The organism is Falsihalocynthiibacter arcticus (assembly GCF_000812665.2).
GTDB classification, from domain to species: Bacteria; Pseudomonadota; Alphaproteobacteria; order Rhodobacterales; family Rhodobacteraceae; genus Falsihalocynthiibacter; species Falsihalocynthiibacter arcticus.
Genome location: NZ_CP014327.1, coordinates 4,049,008 through 4,068,228, shown reverse-complemented (window position 1 = coordinate 4,068,228; position 19,221 = coordinate 4,049,008). Strand labels below are relative to the sequence as shown.

15 protein-coding genes and 2 pseudogenes are annotated in these 19,221 nt (G+C 55.8%); 13 read left to right on the top strand and 4 right to left on the bottom strand.

The window, feature by feature from the left end:
- Positions 1–3: 3 nt before the first annotated feature.
- Positions 4–1,164 carry a M20 aminoacylase family protein gene (locus tag RC74_RS20020; RefSeq protein ID WP_038999829.1) on the top strand — a complete coding sequence of 387 codons (1,161 nt, stop codon included), beginning with the start codon at positions 4–6 and terminating at the stop codon, positions 1,162–1,164.
- Between the two features lie 85 nt (positions 1,165–1,249).
- Here the strand turns inward: RC74_RS20020 and moaA are convergent, their stop codons facing one another.
- Complete coding sequence (gene moaA, locus RC74_RS20015) at positions 1,250–2,254, bottom strand: GTP 3',8-cyclase MoaA (protein WP_038999830.1); 1,005 nt, start codon at positions 2,252–2,254, stop codon at positions 1,250–1,252.
- Positions 2,255–2,383: 129 nt separating this feature from the next.
- Between moaA and RC74_RS20010 the strand changes: the two genes are divergently transcribed.
- The 3 genes and pseudogenes from RC74_RS20010 to RC74_RS20000 all read left to right on the top strand — a co-directional run bounded on the left by RC74_RS20010 (position 2,384) and on the right by RC74_RS20000 (position 5,720).
- Entirely contained in the window at positions 2,384–2,626 is a 243-nt protein-coding gene (locus RC74_RS20010) for a hypothetical protein (protein ID WP_156477533.1), read from the top strand.
- A 391-nt stretch (positions 2,627–3,017) separates the two neighbouring features.
- A pseudogene (locus tag RC74_RS20005) lies at positions 3,018–3,463 on the top strand (IS5 family transposase); the annotation flags it as partial.
- 631 nt (positions 3,464–4,094) lie between these two features.
- Positions 4,095–5,720 carry an AMP-binding protein gene (locus tag RC74_RS20000; protein WP_052274631.1) on the top strand — a complete coding sequence of 542 codons (1,626 nt, stop codon included), beginning with the start codon at positions 4,095–4,097 and terminating at the stop codon, positions 5,718–5,720.
- Here RC74_RS20000 and RC74_RS19995 read toward each other — a convergent pair.
- The 3 genes from RC74_RS19995 to glmU are packed head-to-tail and all read right to left on the bottom strand — an operon-like array spanning position 5,717 to position 9,626.
- Positions 5,717–6,463 carry a DNA alkylation repair protein gene (locus RC74_RS19995; protein WP_062628375.1) on the bottom strand — a complete coding sequence of 249 codons (747 nt, stop codon included), beginning with the start codon at positions 6,461–6,463 and terminating at the stop codon, positions 5,717–5,719. The genes RC74_RS20000 and RC74_RS19995 overlap by 4 nt on opposite strands.
- Positions 6,460–8,274 carry a glutamine--fructose-6-phosphate transaminase (isomerizing) gene (gene glmS, locus RC74_RS19990; RefSeq protein WP_039000581.1) on the bottom strand — a complete coding sequence of 605 codons (1,815 nt, stop codon included), beginning with the start codon at positions 8,272–8,274 and terminating at the stop codon, positions 6,460–6,462. The genes RC74_RS19995 and glmS overlap by 4 nt, the downstream gene beginning before the upstream one ends.
- Positions 8,274–9,626: a bifunctional UDP-N-acetylglucosamine diphosphorylase/glucosamine-1-phosphate N-acetyltransferase GlmU gene (glmU, locus tag RC74_RS19985; RefSeq protein WP_039000580.1), complete on the bottom strand. Its 1,353-nt coding sequence runs from the start codon at positions 9,624–9,626 to the stop codon at positions 8,274–8,276. Before glmU ends, glmS begins: the two co-directional genes overlap by 1 nt.
- Before the next feature lie 120 nt (positions 9,627–9,746).
- Here glmU and RC74_RS19980 point away from each other — a divergent pair, with 120 nt between their 5' ends.
- From RC74_RS19980 to RC74_RS19940, 9 genes and pseudogenes are all read left to right on the top strand, one after another.
- Positions 9,747–10,427 (top strand): HAD-IA family hydrolase, encoded by a 681-nt coding sequence (locus RC74_RS19980; RefSeq protein WP_236939990.1) that lies wholly within the window; start codon positions 9,747–9,749, stop codon positions 10,425–10,427.
- Between the two features lie 68 nt (positions 10,428–10,495).
- The gene (locus RC74_RS19975) at positions 10,496–11,659 is read left to right on the top strand and encodes an isovaleryl-CoA dehydrogenase (RefSeq protein WP_039000578.1); all 1,164 of its coding nucleotides are present in this window, start codon (positions 10,496–10,498) and stop codon (positions 11,657–11,659) included.
- Between the two features lie 32 nt (positions 11,660–11,691).
- Positions 11,692–12,195, top strand: a complete 504-nt coding sequence (locus RC74_RS19970; protein ID WP_052274630.1) for a lysozyme inhibitor LprI family protein — start codon at positions 11,692–11,694, stop codon at positions 12,193–12,195.
- A gap of 30 nt (positions 12,196–12,225) precedes the next feature.
- On the top strand, positions 12,226–13,830 hold the full coding sequence (locus RC74_RS19965) for a carboxyl transferase domain-containing protein (RefSeq protein ID WP_039000577.1): 1,605 nt from the start codon (positions 12,226–12,228) through the stop codon (positions 13,828–13,830).
- A gap of 89 nt (positions 13,831–13,919) precedes the next feature.
- Complete coding sequence (locus tag RC74_RS19960) at positions 13,920–14,933, top strand: NAD(P)H-dependent flavin oxidoreductase (protein ID WP_335339557.1); 1,014 nt, start codon at positions 13,920–13,922, stop codon at positions 14,931–14,933.
- Complete coding sequence (locus RC74_RS19955) at positions 14,934–16,883, top strand: ATP-binding protein (protein WP_039000554.1); 1,950 nt, start codon at positions 14,934–14,936, stop codon at positions 16,881–16,883.
- Entirely contained in the window at positions 16,880–17,539 is a 660-nt protein-coding gene (locus RC74_RS19950) for a glutathione S-transferase family protein (RefSeq protein ID WP_039000553.1), read from the top strand. Before RC74_RS19955 ends, RC74_RS19950 begins: the two co-directional genes overlap by 4 nt.
- A complete protein-coding gene (locus RC74_RS19945; protein WP_039000552.1) occupies positions 17,536–18,399 on the top strand; it encodes a hydroxymethylglutaryl-CoA lyase in 864 nt (287 codons plus the stop codon). Before RC74_RS19950 ends, RC74_RS19945 begins: the two co-directional genes overlap by 4 nt.
- Positions 18,392–19,173: pseudogene (locus RC74_RS19940) on the top strand (crotonase/enoyl-CoA hydratase family protein). Before RC74_RS19945 ends, RC74_RS19940 begins: the two are co-directional and overlap by 8 nt.
- Positions 19,174–19,221 lie beyond the last annotated feature (48 nt).

Genomic DNA, 19,221 nt, shown 5'->3' with positions numbered 1-19,221 from the left:
GATATGCCCGTAAAGAACCGTTTTTCCGAACTTTTATCCGAAATTACAGAATGGCGCCGTGACTTTCACACCCACCCTGAAATCCTGTTTGAAACGCACCGGACCTCGGCTCGCGTTGCCGAACTTCTGCGGGAATTTGGTTGTGATGAAGTTGTCGAAGGCATTGGCCGCACCGGTGTTGTTGGGGTAATCAGGGGCAAGTCCGACACAAAAAATAAGGTCATTGGCCTGCGTGCTGATATGGATGCCTTGCCGATCCTTGAGGATACTGGGGTGGAATACGCCAGCCAAACTCCCGGGGCGATGCACGCTTGTGGCCATGATGGGCATACGGCGATGTTGCTTGGCGCGGCGAAATACCTGTGCGAAACCCGCAATTTTGACGGCACAACAATCGTGATTTTCCAACCCGCAGAAGAAGGCGGTGGCGGTGGGCGCGAGATGTGTGAAGACGGCATGATGGACCGCTGGAACATCCAAGAGGTCTATGGCATGCACAACTGGCCCGGCCATGCGCTGGGAAGTTTTGCCATCCGTCCAGGCGCGTTTTTTGCCGCCACGGACCAGTTCGAAATCTTCGTAGAGGGCAAGGGCGGACACGCGGCTAAGCCACAGGAAGTTGTGGACACTACCGTACTCGCCAGCCAAATCGTGCTCTCGCTGCAAACCATCGCCAGCCGTAATGTGGATCCTGTGGAGCAGGTTGTGGTTTCGGTGACCAGCTTTGAAACCGAGAGTAAGGCCTTCAATGTAATCCCACAGAAGGTGCACCTAAAAGGGACAGTGCGCACGCTATCAAACGATGTCCGCGATTTGGCAGAAGAACGCATCAAAGCGATTGCGCCCCTGACGGCTCAAGCGTTGGGCGGCACCGCCGAAGTGAAATACATGCGCGGCTATCCCGTGATGGTGAACCACGAGGTTGAAACCGAATACGCAGTAAAAGCGGCCGAGAAAGTCTCTGGGGCTTGTGCGGATGCACCGTTGGTCATGGGCGGCGAAGATTTCGCCTTCATGCTCGAAGAACGTCCCGGAGCGTATATTTTGATGGGCAATGGCGACACGGCAGCCGTGCACCACCCTAAATATAATTTCGACGACAACGCGATTCCTGCGGGATGTAGCTGGTGGGTTGAAATGGCAGAAAGCCGGATGCCCGTTTAATTCTGTCGCAAAAACACAAAAAGGCCGGCCACGACAAATACGTTGGGCCGGCCTTTTTCATTCCAATTGGCGCAGGAAGCGGGGGTTATCCGCCTGTGTGGCTCATGTGGCGGGTCATTTGGCCGCCGAGCTTTTGGCGCGAATAATCGAAGTCGTGCCCCTTGGGTTTAAGCGCAATTGCCTCGCGAATGGCATGTAGGAGGCCTTCGTCGCCTTCGCTGGCACGCAGGGGCGCACGCAGGTCGGATTTGCCTTCTTGGCCGAGGCAGGTGTAAATTTCGCCCGTACAAGTGACGCGCACGCGATTGCAGCTTTCACAGAAATTATGGCTTAGGGGCGTGATGAAACCAACCCGTTGCCGCGTTTCGCCAATCCGTACATACCGCGCGGGGCCGCCCGTGCGATCGGGCAAATCGGCCAGTGTATATTTCGTTGCCAGCGTGGAGCGCAGCTCCTCCAGCGACCAGAATTGGCCGATCCGTTCCAGTTCGCCGATGTCGCCCATCGGCATGACCTCAATGAAGGTCAAATCCATGTCGCGCGCGGCGCAAAACTCGGTGAGGGTAAACAATTCATTCTCGTTGAACCCCTTGAGGGCCACGGTGTTGAGTTTGACCTTTAGCCCCGCGTTAAGCGCGGCCTCAATCCCCTCAAGTACTTGGTTTAAGCGCCCCCAGCGGGTGACCTCAGCAAATTTTTCTTCATTCAATGTGTCGAGTGAGACATTGATCCGCTTAACCCCATATCCGGCCAATTCCTGCGCGTATTTGGACAATTGTGAGCCGTTTGTGGTGAGGGTAAGCTCATCCAACGCGCCACTTTTCAGGTGGCGTGACATGGACTCAAAGTAGCTCATGATACCACGCCGCACCAAAGGTTCACCGCCAGTGATGCGCAATTTACGCACCCCAAGGCCGATGAAGGCCGAGGACAAGCGATCCAATTCCTCAAGAGTTAGAAGCTCTTTTTTAGGCAGGAAATTCATCACTTCGGACATGCAGTAGACACACCTAAAATCACAGCGGTCTGTTACGGACAGACGCAAATATGTGATCGGGCGCAAGAAGGGGTCAATAAGGGGATCAGTCATGTAGCGAGCCTATGCCCGTGCCGAACAGGGAGCAAGTCACAATCGAGTAATTTCAATTTGAAGCAGTCCCAAGCTTCCAAATCGCGTCTGACATGGATTGCGGTCGGCGCTCCTTCCAAAGCGCAATCGGTGGCTGCTTCTTCGCAAAGAATTTTAACCGACTTGACGGTAGGCGCTGCTGGTCAGGGTTGGGTTGAAATGAAGCTTGAGTATACCGACACCTTGTCGCATAAGAAAATCTCGCAATTCAGAAGTGTTGCCAATGTGATTTCTGGGGCTTTTGGGGCCGTTACACGCCTTGCTTATATAACACAGGGGCGAGTTGAAAAATGGTTCACCAATTTGGTGCGTACTTCCCCAGCAAAAACATAGTTCGGCAAATCTCCGGCTGGCATGGCCAAAGCGGTTTTCAGATTGGATGATGACAGGATGATGCACCGGCTGAAAAAGGCCACCGAAAGCGCCCAAGAGGGCGACATTCGCCGCCTTGACCCTCTGTTTGGCAGTACGTAAAAACGCGCCGCTATCTTTCGCCGTAGATAGTCGTTTACCCCTGAAAACTGGATCCCGCGTGAACTCGTGTAGATAGGTTCGCTATCTCACTTGCTCTAAATTATTTGGATTTGCGTTAAGAGAAAACAATAATTCCTCCACGACCATTTTAAAAGGCTTCCTAATGTCCTTTGGTAGGCTCAGGACGTATTAAGTGAGTTTCGAATTATTGATGTATCTGATTCACAAAGCTGAGTCAGATGGGGGTTTTATGAGCCATCTTTATTGGTTAACGGAAGCGCAAATGGTCCGCCTTCAGCCCTATTTTCCAAAAGCAAGGGGACGAGCGCGAGTTGATGACAGGCGGGTTTTGAGTGGTGTTATTTTTATAAATCGCAATGGGTTACGATGGTGTGATGCGCCTGCGGCTTATGGCCATCCCAAGACACTACACAATAGGTGGAAGCGTTGGAGTGATATGGGTGTTTTCACCAACACTATGGCTGGTATAGCTTCTGAGGCACCTGACAACTCGACAATCTCAATTGATGCGACCGACCTCAAGGCTCACCGTACGGCTTCAAGCCTACGGTTGAAGAAGGGGGGACTGCTCGCCTAATCGGGCTCACAAAGGGTGGAATGAACACCAAATTGCATGCAATCCCTTACACCAAAGGTCGCCCAATTCATTTCATTATAACCGCAGGTCAACCCTCTCAGCGATGCCCTAACCTCTTCATCTCCGCAATCGCACTCGCTGCTACAGTCCTATTTTGGTTATGAGGCCTGAGCATAGTCCGAAGCCTTTGCTTGAAATAACCTCCGTGAATGCAGGTAATAGCCGTTCCCTAATGCCAGAATACCAAGTACTAAAGCCGCGATACTTTCCTTCGCCATCACGCGTGAAATTTGGCTAGAGCCCGTGAACGAAAACAGCGGCAGAGAGTAATCGTTAAGCAGTTTTCCACCGCGCTGTGCTGACCGTTTATCCTACGCGCTGGCGATGCTGATTTCAGTCTTGGCCTTGTTGCCAAAGTTGCCCTTGAGCGGGGGGAATATCTCAATGGCGTTACAAAAAACGCTCAAAGGCAACAGGGGGCAGCGACAAGAGTGCCGCGCGTTCAATTTCTGTTAATCGCATATTCAATTTCTCCTATTTGAGGGTTGCGAATCATAATATGGCATAGGTGCCTGACAGGACGGGCAGCCTCACCGTTACCTATTTTTGGATAAGTTCCTTTTATTTGAGACACCCCAGAAATTGTTGTGACAAAATACGGACAAAGACAGGTAGAGTTATTTTATTACAATTACTTAGTTTGCATAAGTTCTGCCTTGGGAGGGGTGCATGTCTCGACGATTGATTGATGTGAGCGGCAATGCGGTGCCAAGTTGGGACGAACTGCGCGACGCGTTCCGTTGGGATATCCCGCAGGACCTCAATATTGCCGAGGCCTGTTGTGACAGTTGGGCGCGCTCGCACCCTGACAAAGTGGCCGTCATTCATGTTGCCGAGGATGGCAGCGAAGAGCGCTGGACCTATGACGGTTTGAGGCGCGCCTCAAACCGTTTGGCAGGGGCGTTTGCGGCACAGGGTGTATCGCGGGGGGACCGGGTTGCGGTTCTTTTGCCCCAAGGTCCCGCAGTTTTGTTGGCCCATTTTGCAGCTTACAAATTGGGAGCGGTTGTCCTGCCACTTTTTACGTTGTTTGGCGAAGATGCCCTGACATACCGGTTGCAGGATAGTGGCGCGCGAGTGGTTGTCACTGATGGGGAGAGTATTGAAAAGATTGCGAAAATAAGGAACGACTTGCCGGATTTGAAAACGGTTTACTCAACCGAAGCCGCCATAGGGGATGTGCGGTCCCTTTGGGAGGAAATCAACGCAAATGACGACGCGTTCGACTGCGAAATGACCCATCCAGAAACACCCGCAGTCTTGATCTATACCTCGGGAACAACCGGCGATCCCAAAGGGGTCTTGCACGGACACGGGTTCCTTTACGGACACCTCCCATCGATTGAATTACACCACCAAGGCTTCCCGATCGAAGGCGATTGTGGCTGGACACCCGCCGATTGGGCGTGGATCGGCGGGTTGATGGATATGGCGATGCCGTGTCTGTTTTACGGTGTGCCGCTGATCAGTCGTCGCATGCGCAAATTTGACCCCGTTGAGGCCTACGCGCTGATCGCCCGCTACCAAATTCGCAATCTCTTTATGCCGCCCACAGCGCTTAAATTGATGCGTGGAACCCCGGTTCCAGAAGGGGTGAATATTCGCACCATTAGCTCAGGCGGGGAAAGCTTAGGGGCGGATTTGTTGATGTGGGCTGAGAAAACACTGGGGGCTCCCGTCAACGAGTTGTACGGGCAAACGGAATGTAATTTGGTGGTCTGTTCGGCCAAGTCGTTCGACACACATCGCCCCGGATCGATGGGGCGCGCGGTGCCAGGGCATATAGTTGCGGTGATAGACGCTGACGGGAATATTGTCCCTGCGGGGGAAATTGGCGAAATCGCGATCCACGCGCCCGATCCCGCAATGTTTTTGCGCTATTGGAATAAACCCGAGGAAACGGCCGCGAAATTCACGGGTGATTGGCTGCGAACGGGCGATCTGGGGTCCTGCGACACGGAGGGATTTTTCCGTTTTTCATCGCGTGACGACGATGTGATCACATCCGCAGGCTATCGTATCGGACCCAGTGAAATCGAGAATTGTTTGACGTCGCATCCATTTGTGGCCATGGCCGCCGTGATCGGTGTACCCGACGCGCTGCGCACGGAAGTCGTGACGGCTTATGTCGTCTTGAGGGAAGGGGCAATTTGGGACGGGCTTGAGGAGGAGTTGATCGCCCTTGTGAAAGCACGCATTAGCCCGCACGTCGCGCCAAAATCCGTAACCGCCATCGACTCCATGCCGATGACAGCCACAGGTAAAATCATGCGCCGCGCCTTGCGAAACCGCTAGTTTTCGGAAAACCCCTCTGAAAACGTTGGGGCTTCGACTTCTGGGGCGGGGTGTGGAACCGTGTAATCCTTCATGTGCCGCGTGGCTTCTTTTTGGGCGAAGGGTTTGAGGCGTGGACCAAATTCGTTCAAAAATGCCTGTGCGCGCGGCACGTCGTGTTTGGAAAGATCGCGAATCCACCACGAAATCGCCTTTTGGATGAACCATTCCTTGTCGTCGACCATCCGCGCGGCCCATGCCAAAACGCGCTCACGTGCGGCGATTTCGTCGGGTTTCGGGAAGTTTTGTTTAGTCCAAGGCAATGTGATCACAAGCGCAGCACGTCGGGTCCACATATGATCTGAGTCGATCCATGTCTCGACCTCATTAAGGCGCGAAGGGTCGACGACCACCCGTTTTTGGCCCGCAATACAGGCATGATCCGCAATGGCCCATGCGTCAAAATCTGGCACCCAACTCGTGATGAGATCCCATGCTTCCTCGTCGGGGCGCAAGCGCGCTTGCGTCAGGAGTTTTGCCGCCGCAATGCGTGCTTCGTGACAATCGGTGGCCCATAATGCGCGTGCTAATTCAACGCGTTGCGGCACGTCAAGTTCGGCGCGCCATGTTGCGACACATGCGTCAACCTCTGGGTTTGATATCCCAAGATACTTGCGGTCTGCCTTGTGATAGGCGCGCAACTGGAGGGCCTGTATTTCGCTTCCTGTCGCCGCAAGCGCGGCCATCGCCGTTTCAATATTCATTCTACAGTCACCGATTTTGCAAGGTTGCGGGGTTGGTCGACGTCAGTGCCTTTGGCAATCGCGGTGTAATAGGCCAAAAGCTGTGCGGGAAGTGCGTACAGGATGGGCGCAAAAACGGGGTCGACTTCGGGCATGGTAAGTGTCTCCCAAACCCCTTGTCCCGCTTGGGCAATCCCCTTGGCATCCGAAATCAGCAGGACTTTTCCGCCGCGCGCCATAACCTCCTGCATATTGGAAACGGTTTTATCAAAAAGGGCGTCCCGTGGGGCCATCACCACCACCGGAACCCTGTTGTCGATCAGGGCAATGGGGCCGTGTTTTAGCTCTCCACTGGCATAGCCTTCAGCGTGGATATAGCTCAATTCTTTGAGCTTGAGCGCCCCTTCAAGAGCAAGCGGGAACATCGCGCCACGCCCAAGGAACAGCACGTCTTCTGCTTTTGCAATCTTGCGCGCGATCTTCTTGACGTCGCTGCTGATCGCCAAGGAATGGCTGATGAGGCTTGGGATTTTTTTGAGATTTTCAAGATGTTTAGCCGCCGTTCCTATGTCGATTTTGCCGCGTTGTTGGGCTGCTTTGAGGGTCAGTAAGCTAAGAAGGGAGAGTTGGCATGTAAACGCTTTAGTCGATGCAACCGACACTTCAACGCCCGCCAGAATGGGCAGCGCGAGGTCACTGTCACGGGCCATCGAACTCTCTGTGACGTTCACAACCGAGAGGATCATGTCGGCCTTGCCTTTGGCGTAATGAAGTGCCGCCAAAGTGTCGGCCGTCTCACCTGATTGACTCACGAAAATGGCCAATGTACGGGCAGGAATGGGGGGCTCGCGGTAGCGGAATTCGCTGGCGACATCCACTTCAACGGGGATGCGGGCGATTTGTTCAAACCAGTATTTCGCCGTGAGACAGGCGAGATAGGCCGTGCCGCAGGCGACCATGGTGATGCGGTCGAACTTGGTGAAATCAAGCGCCTCGGGCAGGGTGATTTCGCCATTTTGCACATAGTGGGTCATGGCTTCTGCTAGAACGATGGGCTGTTCGGCGATTTCTTTAGCCATGAAGTGTTTGTGGCCGGCTTTTTCGATGCGTGTCGCGTCGAGGTGAACGGTCTTGATCGGGCGGCTAACGGGAGCGCCATCGGACCCAAATATTTTGGCACCAGCGCGGGTGACGATCGCGTGGTCGCCGTCTTCAAGGTAGGTGATTTGGTCTGTCATTGGGGCAAGCGCGATTGCGTCCGAGCCGATGAACATTTCACCGTCGCCATGACCAATCGCCAATGGCGAGCCTTTGCGTGCAGCGATCAACAGGTCGCCTTGGCCCTCAAAGAGGAAGCAAAGACCAAAGGCCCCTTCGAGGCGGCCAATTGTGGATTTGGCCGCGGTGATCGCGTCCATGCCACCGTCCATATAAGACTGGGTAAGCAGGGCGATTGTTTCGGTGTCTGTCTCGCTGTCAAAGCGATAACCTGCGTCGGATAACTCGCGGCGAAGCTCTTGAAAGTTCTCGATAATTCCGTTGTGAACAACGCAAACGGGGCCAGCTTTATGCGGGTGGGCATTGCCTACCGTTGGCGCGCCGTGGGTGGCCCAGCGGGTGTGGCCAATACCTGCTTTTCCTGCCAGTGGTTCATGCACAAGTAAATCCGAGAGATTGACCAATTTACCAACCGCACGGCGTCGATCCAACACGCCATTTTCAACGGTTGCGATCCCCGCGCTATCATAGCCGCGATATTCAAGCCGTTTGAGGGCTTCGACCAAAAGGGGGGCGACTTCGTGATGTCCAAGGACACCAATAATTCCACACATTAGCTTTTACCTGCCGATTTTTTCGCTTTGATGGCCTGCAGGCGCGCGAAGAGTTTCTCTGCAAGACCGAGTTTGTTGACTTGTTTCGCGCGTCCGATTGCGAGGGCTTCGGCGGGCACGTTTGTCGTGATGACCGACCCGCTGGCTGTCATTGCCCGATTGCCAACACTCACAGGGGCCACGAGCATTGTTGACGAGCCGATGAAAACATCGTTGCCGATTTCGGTCCGATGTTTCATGACGCCGTCGTAATTGCAAGTGACGGTGCCCGCGCCAAGGTTGCTGCGCAAGCCCACGGACGCATCGCCGACATAGGACAAATGGTTTACTTTGGCCCCTTCAGCGATGGTCGCGTTTTTAATTTCAACGAAATTTCCAATGCGCACATCCTCGGATATTTCCGCTCCGGGGCGCAGACGCGCATAAGGACCGATGATCGCACCACGGCTCACGTGACACCCTTCAAGATGACTAAACGCGCGGATTAGCGCGCCGGATTCAATCGTCACTTCGGGGCCGAAAACCACATTTTGCTCAATCACAGCGTCGCGACCAATAAAAGTATCGCTCGCGAAAAAGACTGTTTCAGGCGCGAGCAGGGTGACGCCATTCTCCAAGGCTTCGGCGCGTTTCATCTCTTGGAAAATGCCTTCCGCGCGGGCCAGTTCGGCGCGGGTATTGATGCCAAGGGTTTCGGATTCATCGCAGGTAACGAAGCCTGCGGAGAGGCCGCGTTCACGTGCAATGGCGACCACATCGGGGAGATAATATTCCCCTGCCGCATTGTCATTTTTAACGGCGTCCAGAAGATCGAAAAGTACTTTAGAGTCGGCGGCAATAACGCCGCTATTACAGAGTGTTACCGCGCGTTCTTCAGATGTTGCATCCTTGAATTCCACGATGCGATCCAGCTTAGTTCCGTCTGTGATCAAGCGCCCATAGCGGCCAGCATCCGCAGCTTCAAAGCCAAGCACGACAACCGCATGATCCTTGCGGGCCTCCGCGAGTTTTTCCAGTGTTTCTGGCGAAATAAACGGGGTGTCGCCATATAGGACGAGGGCGTCGCCGTCAAAGTCCGACAACGCGTCACGCGCTTGCAATACGGCGTGGCCGGTCCCCAGTTGCTCCCCCTGCAAAACAACATCCACAACGCCAAGCGACAATGCTTCTGCGCGCACCAATTCTGCCTCATGGCCCGCAACAACAACACAACGTTGGGGCATCAAGGCGTCTGCTGAGCCCATCGCATGTGCGAGCAAGCTTGTTCCCGCAATCTTATGGAGAACTTTAGGCAAGTCCGAATTCATGCGGCTGCCTTGTCCGGCGGCCAGAATAATGAGGGCTGTTGGCATTTTGGTTCTTTTCTGTTGTGCTTTGTGCAAGTCTTGGCCTGTTCATAACTCTATGGTCGAGTAGGGCAAGGGAATTGGTTTCAATATATCTTGCAGCTTATTACAAGGATGGGCGACAAATTGCCAAATGATTATAAAAAATGCGTGGTTTTCGATCTTGATGGGACGTTGGCGGACACCAGTGCCGATCTGATTGCAGCGGCAAATTCCTGCTTTCGTGGCCTAGGGTTTGGCGATGTCTTGGACCCTGTTGCGGATTCCCTCACAGCGTTTCACGGTGGGCGCGCGATGTTGCGCCTTGGTTTTGAGCGCTTGCAACATGAGGGGTTCGACGCGGCGATTGATGTGCAATATCCAGTTCTTCTGGAAGCTTACAGGCAGGATATTGATACGCATACCACCCTTTATGAGGGCGCAATGGAAGCCGTAGAACTTTTGAAATCATGCGGGTATGCAGTGTCGATTTGCACAAATAAACCCGAAGGTTTGGCGCAATCCCTGCTGGAACGCATGGGCATTCGCGGCGCATTTGATGCCCTTATCGGAGCGGACACATTGCCAACGCGTAAGCCAGATGTCGCCCCGTATCACGCCGCCGTTGTGCGGGCGGGCGGGGTTGTTGAGCGCTCCATCCTGATCGGCGACACCATCACAGATCGTGATACCGCGCGCGCCGCAGGGGTGCCCATTGTGCTTGTTGGCTTTGGCCCATCGGGGGATGCGGTGTCGTCATTGGAGCCGGATGCGATTTTACAGCATTACGTCGATTTACCCAGTTTGGTTGATCGTTTGATTGCTTAGCGCGCGCTTGACGCGACTCGTATTCTTTGATTAACTGAACAAGTGTTCAATAAATTTCGGAGAGAGCTATGTTCACCGCGACAATGCAGTTTGATTTAGGCGAAGATGTAAATGCGTTGCGCGACATGGTGCACCGTTGGGCGCAGGATCGGGTCAAGCCGTTGGCCGCGCAGGTCGACGCGAAAAATGAATTCGCCGCCGAATTGTGGACGGAAATGGGCGAGCTTGGCTTGTTGGGCATAACGGTCCCCGAAGAGTTTGGCGGCGCGGATATGGGGTATTTGGCCCATGTCATCGCGATTGAGGAAATCGCGCGCGCCAGCGCCAGCGTCAGCCTTTCTTACGGGGCGCATTCCAACCTGTGTGTGAACCAAATCAATTTGAACGGTACGCCGGAACAGCGGGCAAAATACCTCCCTAAATTAATCTCGGGCGAACATGTCGGCGCCTTGGCGATGTCGGAAGCGGGGGCGGGTTCTGATGTTGTGTCGATGTCGCTGCGGGCCGAGAAAAAGAACGGCTATTATTCATTGAATGGCACCAAGTTCTGGATCACGAATGGCCCCGATGCGGACACGCTTGTGGTTTATGCCAAGACCGATCTTGAGGCTGGAAGTCGCGGTGTGACGGCCTTTATTATTGAGAAAACTATGGTCGGTTTCTCTACCTCCGAGCATTTCGATAAGCTGGGCATGCGGGGCAGTAATACGGCGGAATTGATTTTCGAAAACGTCGAAGTTCCGTTCGAAAACGTCCTTGGCGAAGAGGGGCGCGGAGTGCGGGTTTTGATGAGTGGTCTGGACTATGAACGTGTGGTGCTTTCGGGGATCAACACGGGCATTATGGCCGCCTGTCTGGACGAGGTCATGCCCTATATTTCCCAGCGCAAACAATTCGGTAAGCCTGTCGGTGATTTCCAGCTTATGCAGGGAAAAATCGCTGATATGTACACCAAAATGAACTCGTCGCGTGCCTATGTTTACGAAGTCGCGAAGGCCTGTGATCGCGGGCAAGTTACCCGTCAGGACGCGGCCGGATGTGTGCTGTATTCTTCGGAGGAAGCGATGGTCGTGGCCCACCAAGCGGTACAAGCGATGGGCGGGACTGGCTTTATGAATGAAAGCACTGTGAGCCGACTTTTCCGCGATGCAAAATTGATGGAAATCGGTGCAGGCACCAGCGAAATCCGTCGTATGTTAATAGGTCGTGAAATGATGGCGTCTATGACGTAGGTTCATGTTTCAAATTTCCTGAAAGGCATTTTATGAACCGCTTATTTTCCGTCATTGCATCTCTTGTGACATTCTTCATTGCTGGGGGCGCACAGGCGCAAGACATTGAATTCAGTCCCGATTTGTCGCTCAGCTGCTATTATGAAAGCGATGATATGGGCCAGCCCCACGGCTGTATTGGCCTCTCGGCTAACCAATGTATGGAAGTCTCGTCTGGTGGGTATTCCACTCGCGGAATGGACGCGTGTTTCGGGGCTGAAATCGAATTATGGGACGGATTGTTGAACCTTTCTTACCAATCATTGCGGGAAAGTGATCAACAGGCCGATGGGGCTTCTGGCGGCACGCGGGCCACTGCTTTGCGTGACATGCAGCGCGCCTGGATCGTTTTTCGCGACAATACATGCAAGTATGAATACGCTCAATGGGCAGGGGGCAGCGGCGCAGGCCCTGCATATGCGTCCTGTGTGATGAATATGACTGGCCAGCAAGCCATGGCGCTCGATGTCATGCTTTCGCAAAATTTGGCGCAATAACAGGCCTTTAAAGGCCAAAACGAGGATCCGATGAAGTTAAACAGTTTAGTTCTTCCTAACTCCGAGGCTTCCTTGGCCAACCGTGCGGCCCATCTTGAGGCGCTGGAGGTTATCCGTTTGGCGGCGGCAAAAGCTGAGGCCGGGGGCGGGGAGAAATCCCGCGCCCGCCATCTCTCGCGTGGCAAGATGCTACCTCGTGAGCGGGTGGCCAACCTCCTCGATCCGGGGAGTCCGTTTCTTGAGGTCGGCGCGACGGTGGCCCATGGGTTGTATGATGACGCGGCGCCCTGTGCGGGGGTGATTGCGGGGATCGGGCAGGTGATGGGGCAAGACGTGATGGTTGTGTGCAATGACGCCACGGTTAAGGGCGGCACCTATTATCCGATGACGGTGAAGAAACATTTGCGCGCTCAGGAGATCGCGGCGGAGTGCCGTTTGCCTTGTGTTTACTTGGTGGATTCAGGGGGCGCGAACCTTCCCAATCAGGATGAGGTGTTTCCTGATCGCGATCACTTTGGTCGGATTTTCTATAATCAGGCGCGGATGAGTGCAGCGGGTATTCCGCAAATCGCGGTTGTTATGGGGTCTTGTACGGCGGGCGGGGCCTATGTTCCTGCGATGGCGGATGTCAGTATTATCGTTAAAGATCAAGGGACTATCTTTCTTGCGGGGCCGCCGCTGGTGAAGGCTGCGACGGGCGAGATTGTGTCGGCAGAAGATTTGGGCGGCGGCGATGTGCACACGCGCCTTTCGGGGGTGGCGGACTATTTGGCCGAGGATGATGCCCATGCGCTTGCGCTGGCGCGGCAAGCGGTGGGGAATTTGAACCTCTCGTTGCCAGACACTGTGAAGTGGCAAACGCCAGAAGAACCCGCCTATGATCCGGAGGAATTGCTCTCGGTCGTGCCCGCTGACTTGCGCACGCCCTATGACATTCGCGAAGTGATTGCGCGGGTTGTGGACGGCAGTCGGTTTGATGAATTCAAGGCGCGCTATGGCGAGACTTTGGTGACGGGGTTTGCCCATCTCAAGGGCTGTCCCGTGGGGATCATTGCCAACAATGGCGTGCTGTTTTCGGAGGCCGCGCAAAAGGGTGCGCATTTTGTTGAACTCTGTTCAAAACGTAATATCCCCTTGATTTTCCTCCAAAATATCACCGGATTTATGGTGGGGCAAAAGTATGAAAACGAAGGAATTGCACGTCATGGGGCGAAACTTGTGACGGCGGTGGCGACCACGAATGTGCCCAAGGTAACGATGGTTGTGGGCGGCAGTTTTGGCGCGGGAAATTACGGCATGTCGGGGCGGGCCTATCAGCCGCGCTTTATGTGGAGTTGGCCCAATAGCCGAATTTCCGTGATGGGCGGGCCACAAGCTGCGGGGGTTTTGGCCACGGTCAAACGCGATGCGATTGAGCGGGCGGGCGGGGAATGGAGTGCGCAGGAAGAGGCGGATTTCAAACAGCCGACGATTGATATGTTTGAGGCGCAAAGCCATCCGCTTTATGCTTCTGCGCGGCTTTGGGATGACGGAATTATCGACCCGCGCAAAACCCGCGACGTTTTGTTTTTGAGTTTGAAGGCGGCGTTGAACGCGCCGATTGAAGAGACCCGTTTTGGCATTTTCCGCATGTAATTTTAAACTTTTTAAACTCTGAAATAGGCGGTTTTTAAAGAGTTTAAAGTTTTTGGACATGGGGAATTGAATGAGGGAGCCACAAGATCTTGTGTGGTGAAGGCGAGGGAAGGGATTTTCAGAATGGCACGGATCAGGACGCGATTGACCGATATGTTCGGGTTGGAGACTCCGATTATTTCGGCCCCCATGGCGCTGGCGGCGGGGGGGATTTGGCCTCGGCTGTGAGTGGGGCGGGGGCGCTTGGTTTGATCGGCGGGGCCTATGGAGATCCGGCGTGGATGGCGGCGGAATTTGCCAAGGTTGGCGGCGCGAAGGTTGGTGTTGGGTTCATCACTTGGAAGCTTGCCGAGCATCCCGAGGTTTTGGAACTGGCGCTTGAGCGGAATCCTGTGGCGGTGTTTTTGTCGTTTGGCGATGTTGGACCTTATGTAGATTGTGTGAAGGCCGCGCATGTTCCGTTAATCGCGCAGGTCACGACTTTGGCGGATGCGCAGGCCGCATGCAGTGCAGGGGCGGATGTTCTTGTGGCGCAGGGGGCGGAAGCGGGGGGCCATGGCGAGGCGCGCGCGACCATGACCTTGGTGCCGGAAGTAGCCGATTGGGTGGCCAAGAATATGCCGCATGTTGTTGTGCTTGCGGCTGGCGGGATTGCCGACGGGCGCGGGCTTGCGGCGGCAATGATGTTGGGGGCAGAGGGCGCGGTGATTGGGTCGCGGTTTTGGGCAAGTAACGAAGCTTTGGTGCATCCGAACATGCATGCGGCGGCGATGGCGGCGACGGGCGATGAGACAATCCGTTCAAGCGTGATGGATATTGCGCGCAAGTTGGACTGGCCGCCGAGGTTTACCGCGCGTGTGTTGAAAAACGCGTTTACCGAGCAGTGGCACGGGGATTTGGCGGGCTTGATTGCGCATTCAGAAGGTGAGGCTGTGAAGTGGAAAGCGGCATGGGCGACAGGCGATGTTGACGTGGCGAATACCTTTGTGGGGCAGGCGGTAGGTTTGCTGAAGGATGTGCGGTCTGCGGCGCGGATTGTGGACGACATAACAGATGAAGCGGCAGCCCTTTTGCGGCATGGCCCGAAGTTTTTGGAGAGCTGAATGTTTGGCAAGATCTTAATTGCGAACCGTGGGGAAATCGCCTGTCGGGTCATGGAAACGGCCCGCGATATGGGTGTTCGGACGGTTGCGGTTTATTCCGATGCAGACGCGGGCGCGCGGCATGTGGCCTTGGCGGATCAGGCGGTTCACATTGGAGGGTCCGCCCCAGCGCAGAGTTATTTGCGCGGCGATGTGATCATTCAGGCGGCGCTGGAGACGGGGGCCGAGGCGATCCATCCGGGGTACGGGTTTTTGTCGGAAAATCCAGAGTTTGTGGAAGCCGTGGAAGCGGCGGGGCTTGTGTTTATCGGGCCGTCGGCCGCGGCGATCCGCGCGATGGGTCTGAAAGATGCAGCGAAGGTTTTGATGATTGAGGCGGGTGTGCCTGTCGTGCCGGGGTACCACGGTAAAAATCAGGACGCAGCGTTTTTGGCCAAGGAGGCCGCCGCCATCGGCTGGCCCGTTCTGATCAAGGCGGTCGCAGGCGGCGGGGGCAAAGGCATGCGTCTGGTTGAAGCGTCCGAGGGTTTTTTCGACGCATTGGAGAGCGCGCGCAGCGAGGCTTTGGCGGCGTTTGGCAATGCGGATGTGTTGATCGAGAAATTCGTGACCGCGCCGCGCCACATAGAGGTGCAGGTGTTTGGCGACGGGGTGGAGGCGGTACATCTGTTTGAGCGCGATTGCTCGTTGCAGCGGCGGCATCAGAAGGTGATTGAGGAAGCGCCTGCGCCTGGAATGACGGCGGCTGTACGCGCGGCGATGGGGGCGGCGGCGGTCAAGGCAGCTAAGGCGATTGGCTATGCGGGGGCGGGGACGATCGAATTTATCGTGGATGGGTCAGGGGGCCTGCGCACGGACGGGTTTTGGTTCATGGAGATGAACACGCGCCTTCAGGTGGAGCATCCTGTGACCGAGGCGATCACGGGTGTGGACTTGGTGGAATGGCAGCTGCGCGTTGCCGCGGGCGAAGGGCTTCCGGCCGTGCAAGAGCAACTGACGATCCAAGGGCATTCGTTCGAAGCGCGGCTCTATGCAGAGGATGTGCCCGCTGGATTTTTGCCTGCAACGGGGCGACTTGCGCATCTGCGTTTTCCGGATTTTGCGCGGGCGGATACGGGGGTGCGCGGGGGCGACGAGATTTCGCCGTGGTATGATCCGATGATTGCCAAGCTGACCACGCATGGCGCGACCCGCGAGATTGCCTTGGCAAAGTTGGAGCGGGCGTTGTCGGCGACGCAAGTGGCGGGGTTGGTCACGAATTTGGCCTTTCTTAAGGCACTCACGCGACACGCGGGTTTCAAGCGCGGTGAGGTTGATACGGGGCTGATCGGGCGGGATTTAGCGGCGTTGACGGTTGAGCCGATTGCCTGTTCGCGCACGCGTTCGTTGGCGGCGCTTGGGTTTGCGGGGCTTACGACGGAGAAATCCACCGAGATGGGCTTTGCGCTTTGGGACCGTGTGGCGCAAGACGTTGCGTTTACCTATCGCGACGAGGTTGTGCAGGCGCGGGTGGTAACTTTGGGTGCGGGGCGATTTGATGTCTCTGTCGCAGAGGCGACCCATCGTGTTGAGCAAAAGGGCGATCAGTGGTGGATAGATGGTCAGAAAACCGGAGCGCAGATCATGCGGTTTGGCGATGCGTTGAGTGTGTTTTTTGGCAATACCTATGTGTTTGAGGCGATGGATCCTTTGGCGCGCGGGGGTCAGGAGGGGCCTGCGGGGGATATTGTTTTTGCACCGATGCCAGGATTGGTGAAGGCTGTTTTTGTTAAGGTGGGAGCGGTGGTCGTGCAAGGCGAGCGTTTGGCGATTTTGGAAGCGATGAAAATGGAGCATTCCTTATTAGCGTCGCGGGACGGCGAGATTGCGGAGGTTTTTGTGGCGGCGGGGGATCAAGTTGTTGCGGGCGCGCCGTTGATTGCACTTGTGGAAGAGGCGGGTGAGGCATGATCCGCCTTCATCACGCGCACCAGACCCGCTCCATGCGCAGCCTTTGGCTGTTGCACGAGTTGGGTGTGGAGTTTGAGGTTGTGGAGCATGCGTTTGGCAAAAACCTGCGCTCGGAGGCGTATTTGACGCTCAACTCGGCGGGGCGGGTACCAGCGCTTGAGATTGACGGGCGGGTCCTTTTTGAAACGGGGGCGATCACGGAATATTTGTGCGAAGTGTTTCCAGAGGCAGGGCTTGGACGCGCGGCGGGCTGCGGCGAGCGCGCCTATTGGTTGGTTTGGGTGCACTTTAGCGAAACCATAAGTCAGCATGCGGCGGCGCTTACGCAGCAGCATATTGCTTTGTATGAAGATTGGATGCGCAGCCCCGTTGTGATGAAGCTTGAAGCGGCACGTCTTGGCAAATGTTATCAAGCTTTGAACGCACGTTTGGAGGGGCGCGAGTACATTCTGGACGGCGGGTTTTCTGCGGCGGATATTTCATTGGGGCAGGCGCTTTATATGGCGGTGCATTTCAAATCTTTGGAAGGGTTTGAAAACGTTCAGGCCTGGTATGAACGGATCACGGCGCGGGCGGCGTTTCGGGCAAGTCTACCGCCAGAGGGCGCGACGCTTTTGTATCCAGAGGAATTTTATCCCGTTCAGGAAGGAACATGATGGACCGCGCAGAGGTTTTTGAAGTTGGACCGAGAGATGGGTTGCAGAACGAGAAAGCGCAGATTTCGACACGGGACAAGATCGCATTGGTGGATTGCCTGAGTGGTGCGGGGTTTAAGCGCATTGAGGTGGCAAGTTTTGTTAGTCCGAAATGGGTGCCGCAGATGGCGGATTCGGCGGAGGTTTTGGCGGGGATTGCGCGCAGGGATGGTGTTTCTTATGCGGCGTTGACGCCCAATATGCGCGGATTTGAGGGGGCTGTGGCGGCCAAGGCGGATGAAATTGCGATTTTTGGCAGTGCCAGCGAGGGGTTTTCGCAGGCGAATATCAATTGTTCCATTGCGGAGAGTTTGGCGCGGTTTGCCTCTGTTGCCGAAGCGGCACGCGGCGCGAACATTCCGGTGCGGGGGTATGTGTCTTGTGTGGTGGAGTGCCCCTATGATGGCGCGACCGCGCCGGCGTCTGTGGCGCGGGTTGTGGCGCAATTGCTGGCGATGGGATGCTATGAGGTGTCGCTGGGCGATACCATTGGGCGGGGCACGCCGGAAGCTGTGGATTCGATGTTATCGGCGGTGCTTGAGGTGGCGGATGCGCGGCATTTGGCGGGGCATTTCCACGATACGTCTGGGCGGGCGTTGGAGAATGTGACCGTGGCGCTGGAGCGTGGTTTGCGGGTCTTTGACGGCGCGGTTGGTGGGCTGGGCGGGTGTCCCTATGCGCCCGGAGCGGCGGGGAATGTGGCGAGCGAGGCTTTGGCGCGGCATTTGGCGGCGTTGGGATATGAGACGGGTTTGAACATGGATGTTTTGGCCGAGGCCGCCGCAATGGCGCATAGGATGCGAGGAGATAGCCATGTTTGAGACCCTTACGATTGAGACGGACGGGCGCGGTGTGGCGACGCTGACGTTGAACCGACCTGATAAACACAACGCGCTTTCCGCGCAGATGATTGACGAGGTCACGCGGGCAGCAGGCATGCTCGGTGCGGATGACGCGGTGCGGGTTGTGGTGCTTACGGGGGCAGGGCGCAGCTTTTGTGCGGGGGGGATTTGGGCTGGATGCAGCAACAGATCGCCGCTGACGCGCCGACCCGTCGACGTGAGGCCGCGAAACTTGCTTATATGTTGCAAGCGCTCAATACGATGCCCAAACCGTTGATCGGGAAAATTCAAGGCGCGGCGCTCGGCGGTGGCATTGGGATGGTCTGTGTTTGCGATATTGCGATTGGGGTTGAGGGCGCTAAGTTTGGCCTGACGGAGACTAAGTTGGGTCTTATTCCCGCGACGATTGGGCCCTATGTGCTGGCGCGGATGGGCGAAGCTATGGCGCGGCGGGTGTTTATGAATGCGCGGATTTTTCAGGGGGCCGAGGCGGTGACGCTGGGGATTTTGGCGCAGGCTGTGGCGGCGCAGGATTTGGACGCGGCGGTTGAAGCGGAAGTTGTGCCCTATTTGGCCTGTGGGCCGAAATCGGTGGCGGCGGCGAAGGCTTTGGCGCGACAGTTTGGGCCAGTGATTGATGCGGCGGCGATTGACGCGAGTATTGATGCGCTGATTGCGTGTTGGGACGGGGCGGAGAGCGCCGAAGGCATCGCGGCGTTTTTTGAGAAGCGGGCGGCGGGGTGGGTTGTTTGACTTGCTAAACTTTTAACACCGCCACAGTGTGCTCGTATTGATTGAAAG

Excerpts from the sequence above, each read along its gene's own strand:
- RC74_RS19995 (WP_062628375.1), bottom strand. The coding sequence starts at position 6,463 with ATGAATATTGAAACGGCGATGGCCGCGCTTGCGGCGACAGGAAGCGAA.
- RC74_RS19975 (WP_039000578.1), top strand. The coding sequence starts at position 10,496 with ATGTTCACCGCGACAATGCAGTTTGATTTAGGCGAAGATGTAAATGCG.
- RC74_RS20000 (WP_052274631.1), top strand. The coding sequence starts at position 4,095 with ATGTCTCGACGATTGATTGATGTGAGCGGCAATGCGGTGCCAAGTTGG.
- RC74_RS19945 (WP_039000552.1), top strand. The coding sequence starts at position 17,536 with ATGATGGACCGCGCAGAGGTTTTTGAAGTTGGACCGAGAGATGGGTTG.
- RC74_RS20020 (WP_038999829.1), top strand. The coding sequence starts at position 4 with ATGCCCGTAAAGAACCGTTTTTCCGAACTTTTATCCGAAATTACAGAA.
- moaA (WP_038999830.1), bottom strand. The coding sequence starts at position 2,254 with ATGACTGATCCCCTTATTGACCCCTTCTTGCGCCCGATCACATATTTG.
- RC74_RS19955 (WP_039000554.1), top strand. The coding sequence starts at position 14,934 with ATGTTTGGCAAGATCTTAATTGCGAACCGTGGGGAAATCGCCTGTCGG.
- RC74_RS19950 (WP_039000553.1), top strand. The coding sequence starts at position 16,880 with ATGATCCGCCTTCATCACGCGCACCAGACCCGCTCCATGCGCAGCCTT.
- glmU (WP_039000580.1), bottom strand. The coding sequence starts at position 9,626 with ATGCCAACAGCCCTCATTATTCTGGCCGCCGGACAAGGCAGCCGCATG.
- RC74_RS19970 (WP_052274630.1), top strand. The coding sequence starts at position 11,692 with ATGAACCGCTTATTTTCCGTCATTGCATCTCTTGTGACATTCTTCATT.
- glmS (WP_039000581.1), bottom strand. The coding sequence starts at position 8,274 with ATGTGTGGAATTATTGGTGTCCTTGGACATCACGAAGTCGCCCCCCTT.
- RC74_RS19965 (WP_039000577.1), top strand. The coding sequence starts at position 12,226 with ATGAAGTTAAACAGTTTAGTTCTTCCTAACTCCGAGGCTTCCTTGGCC.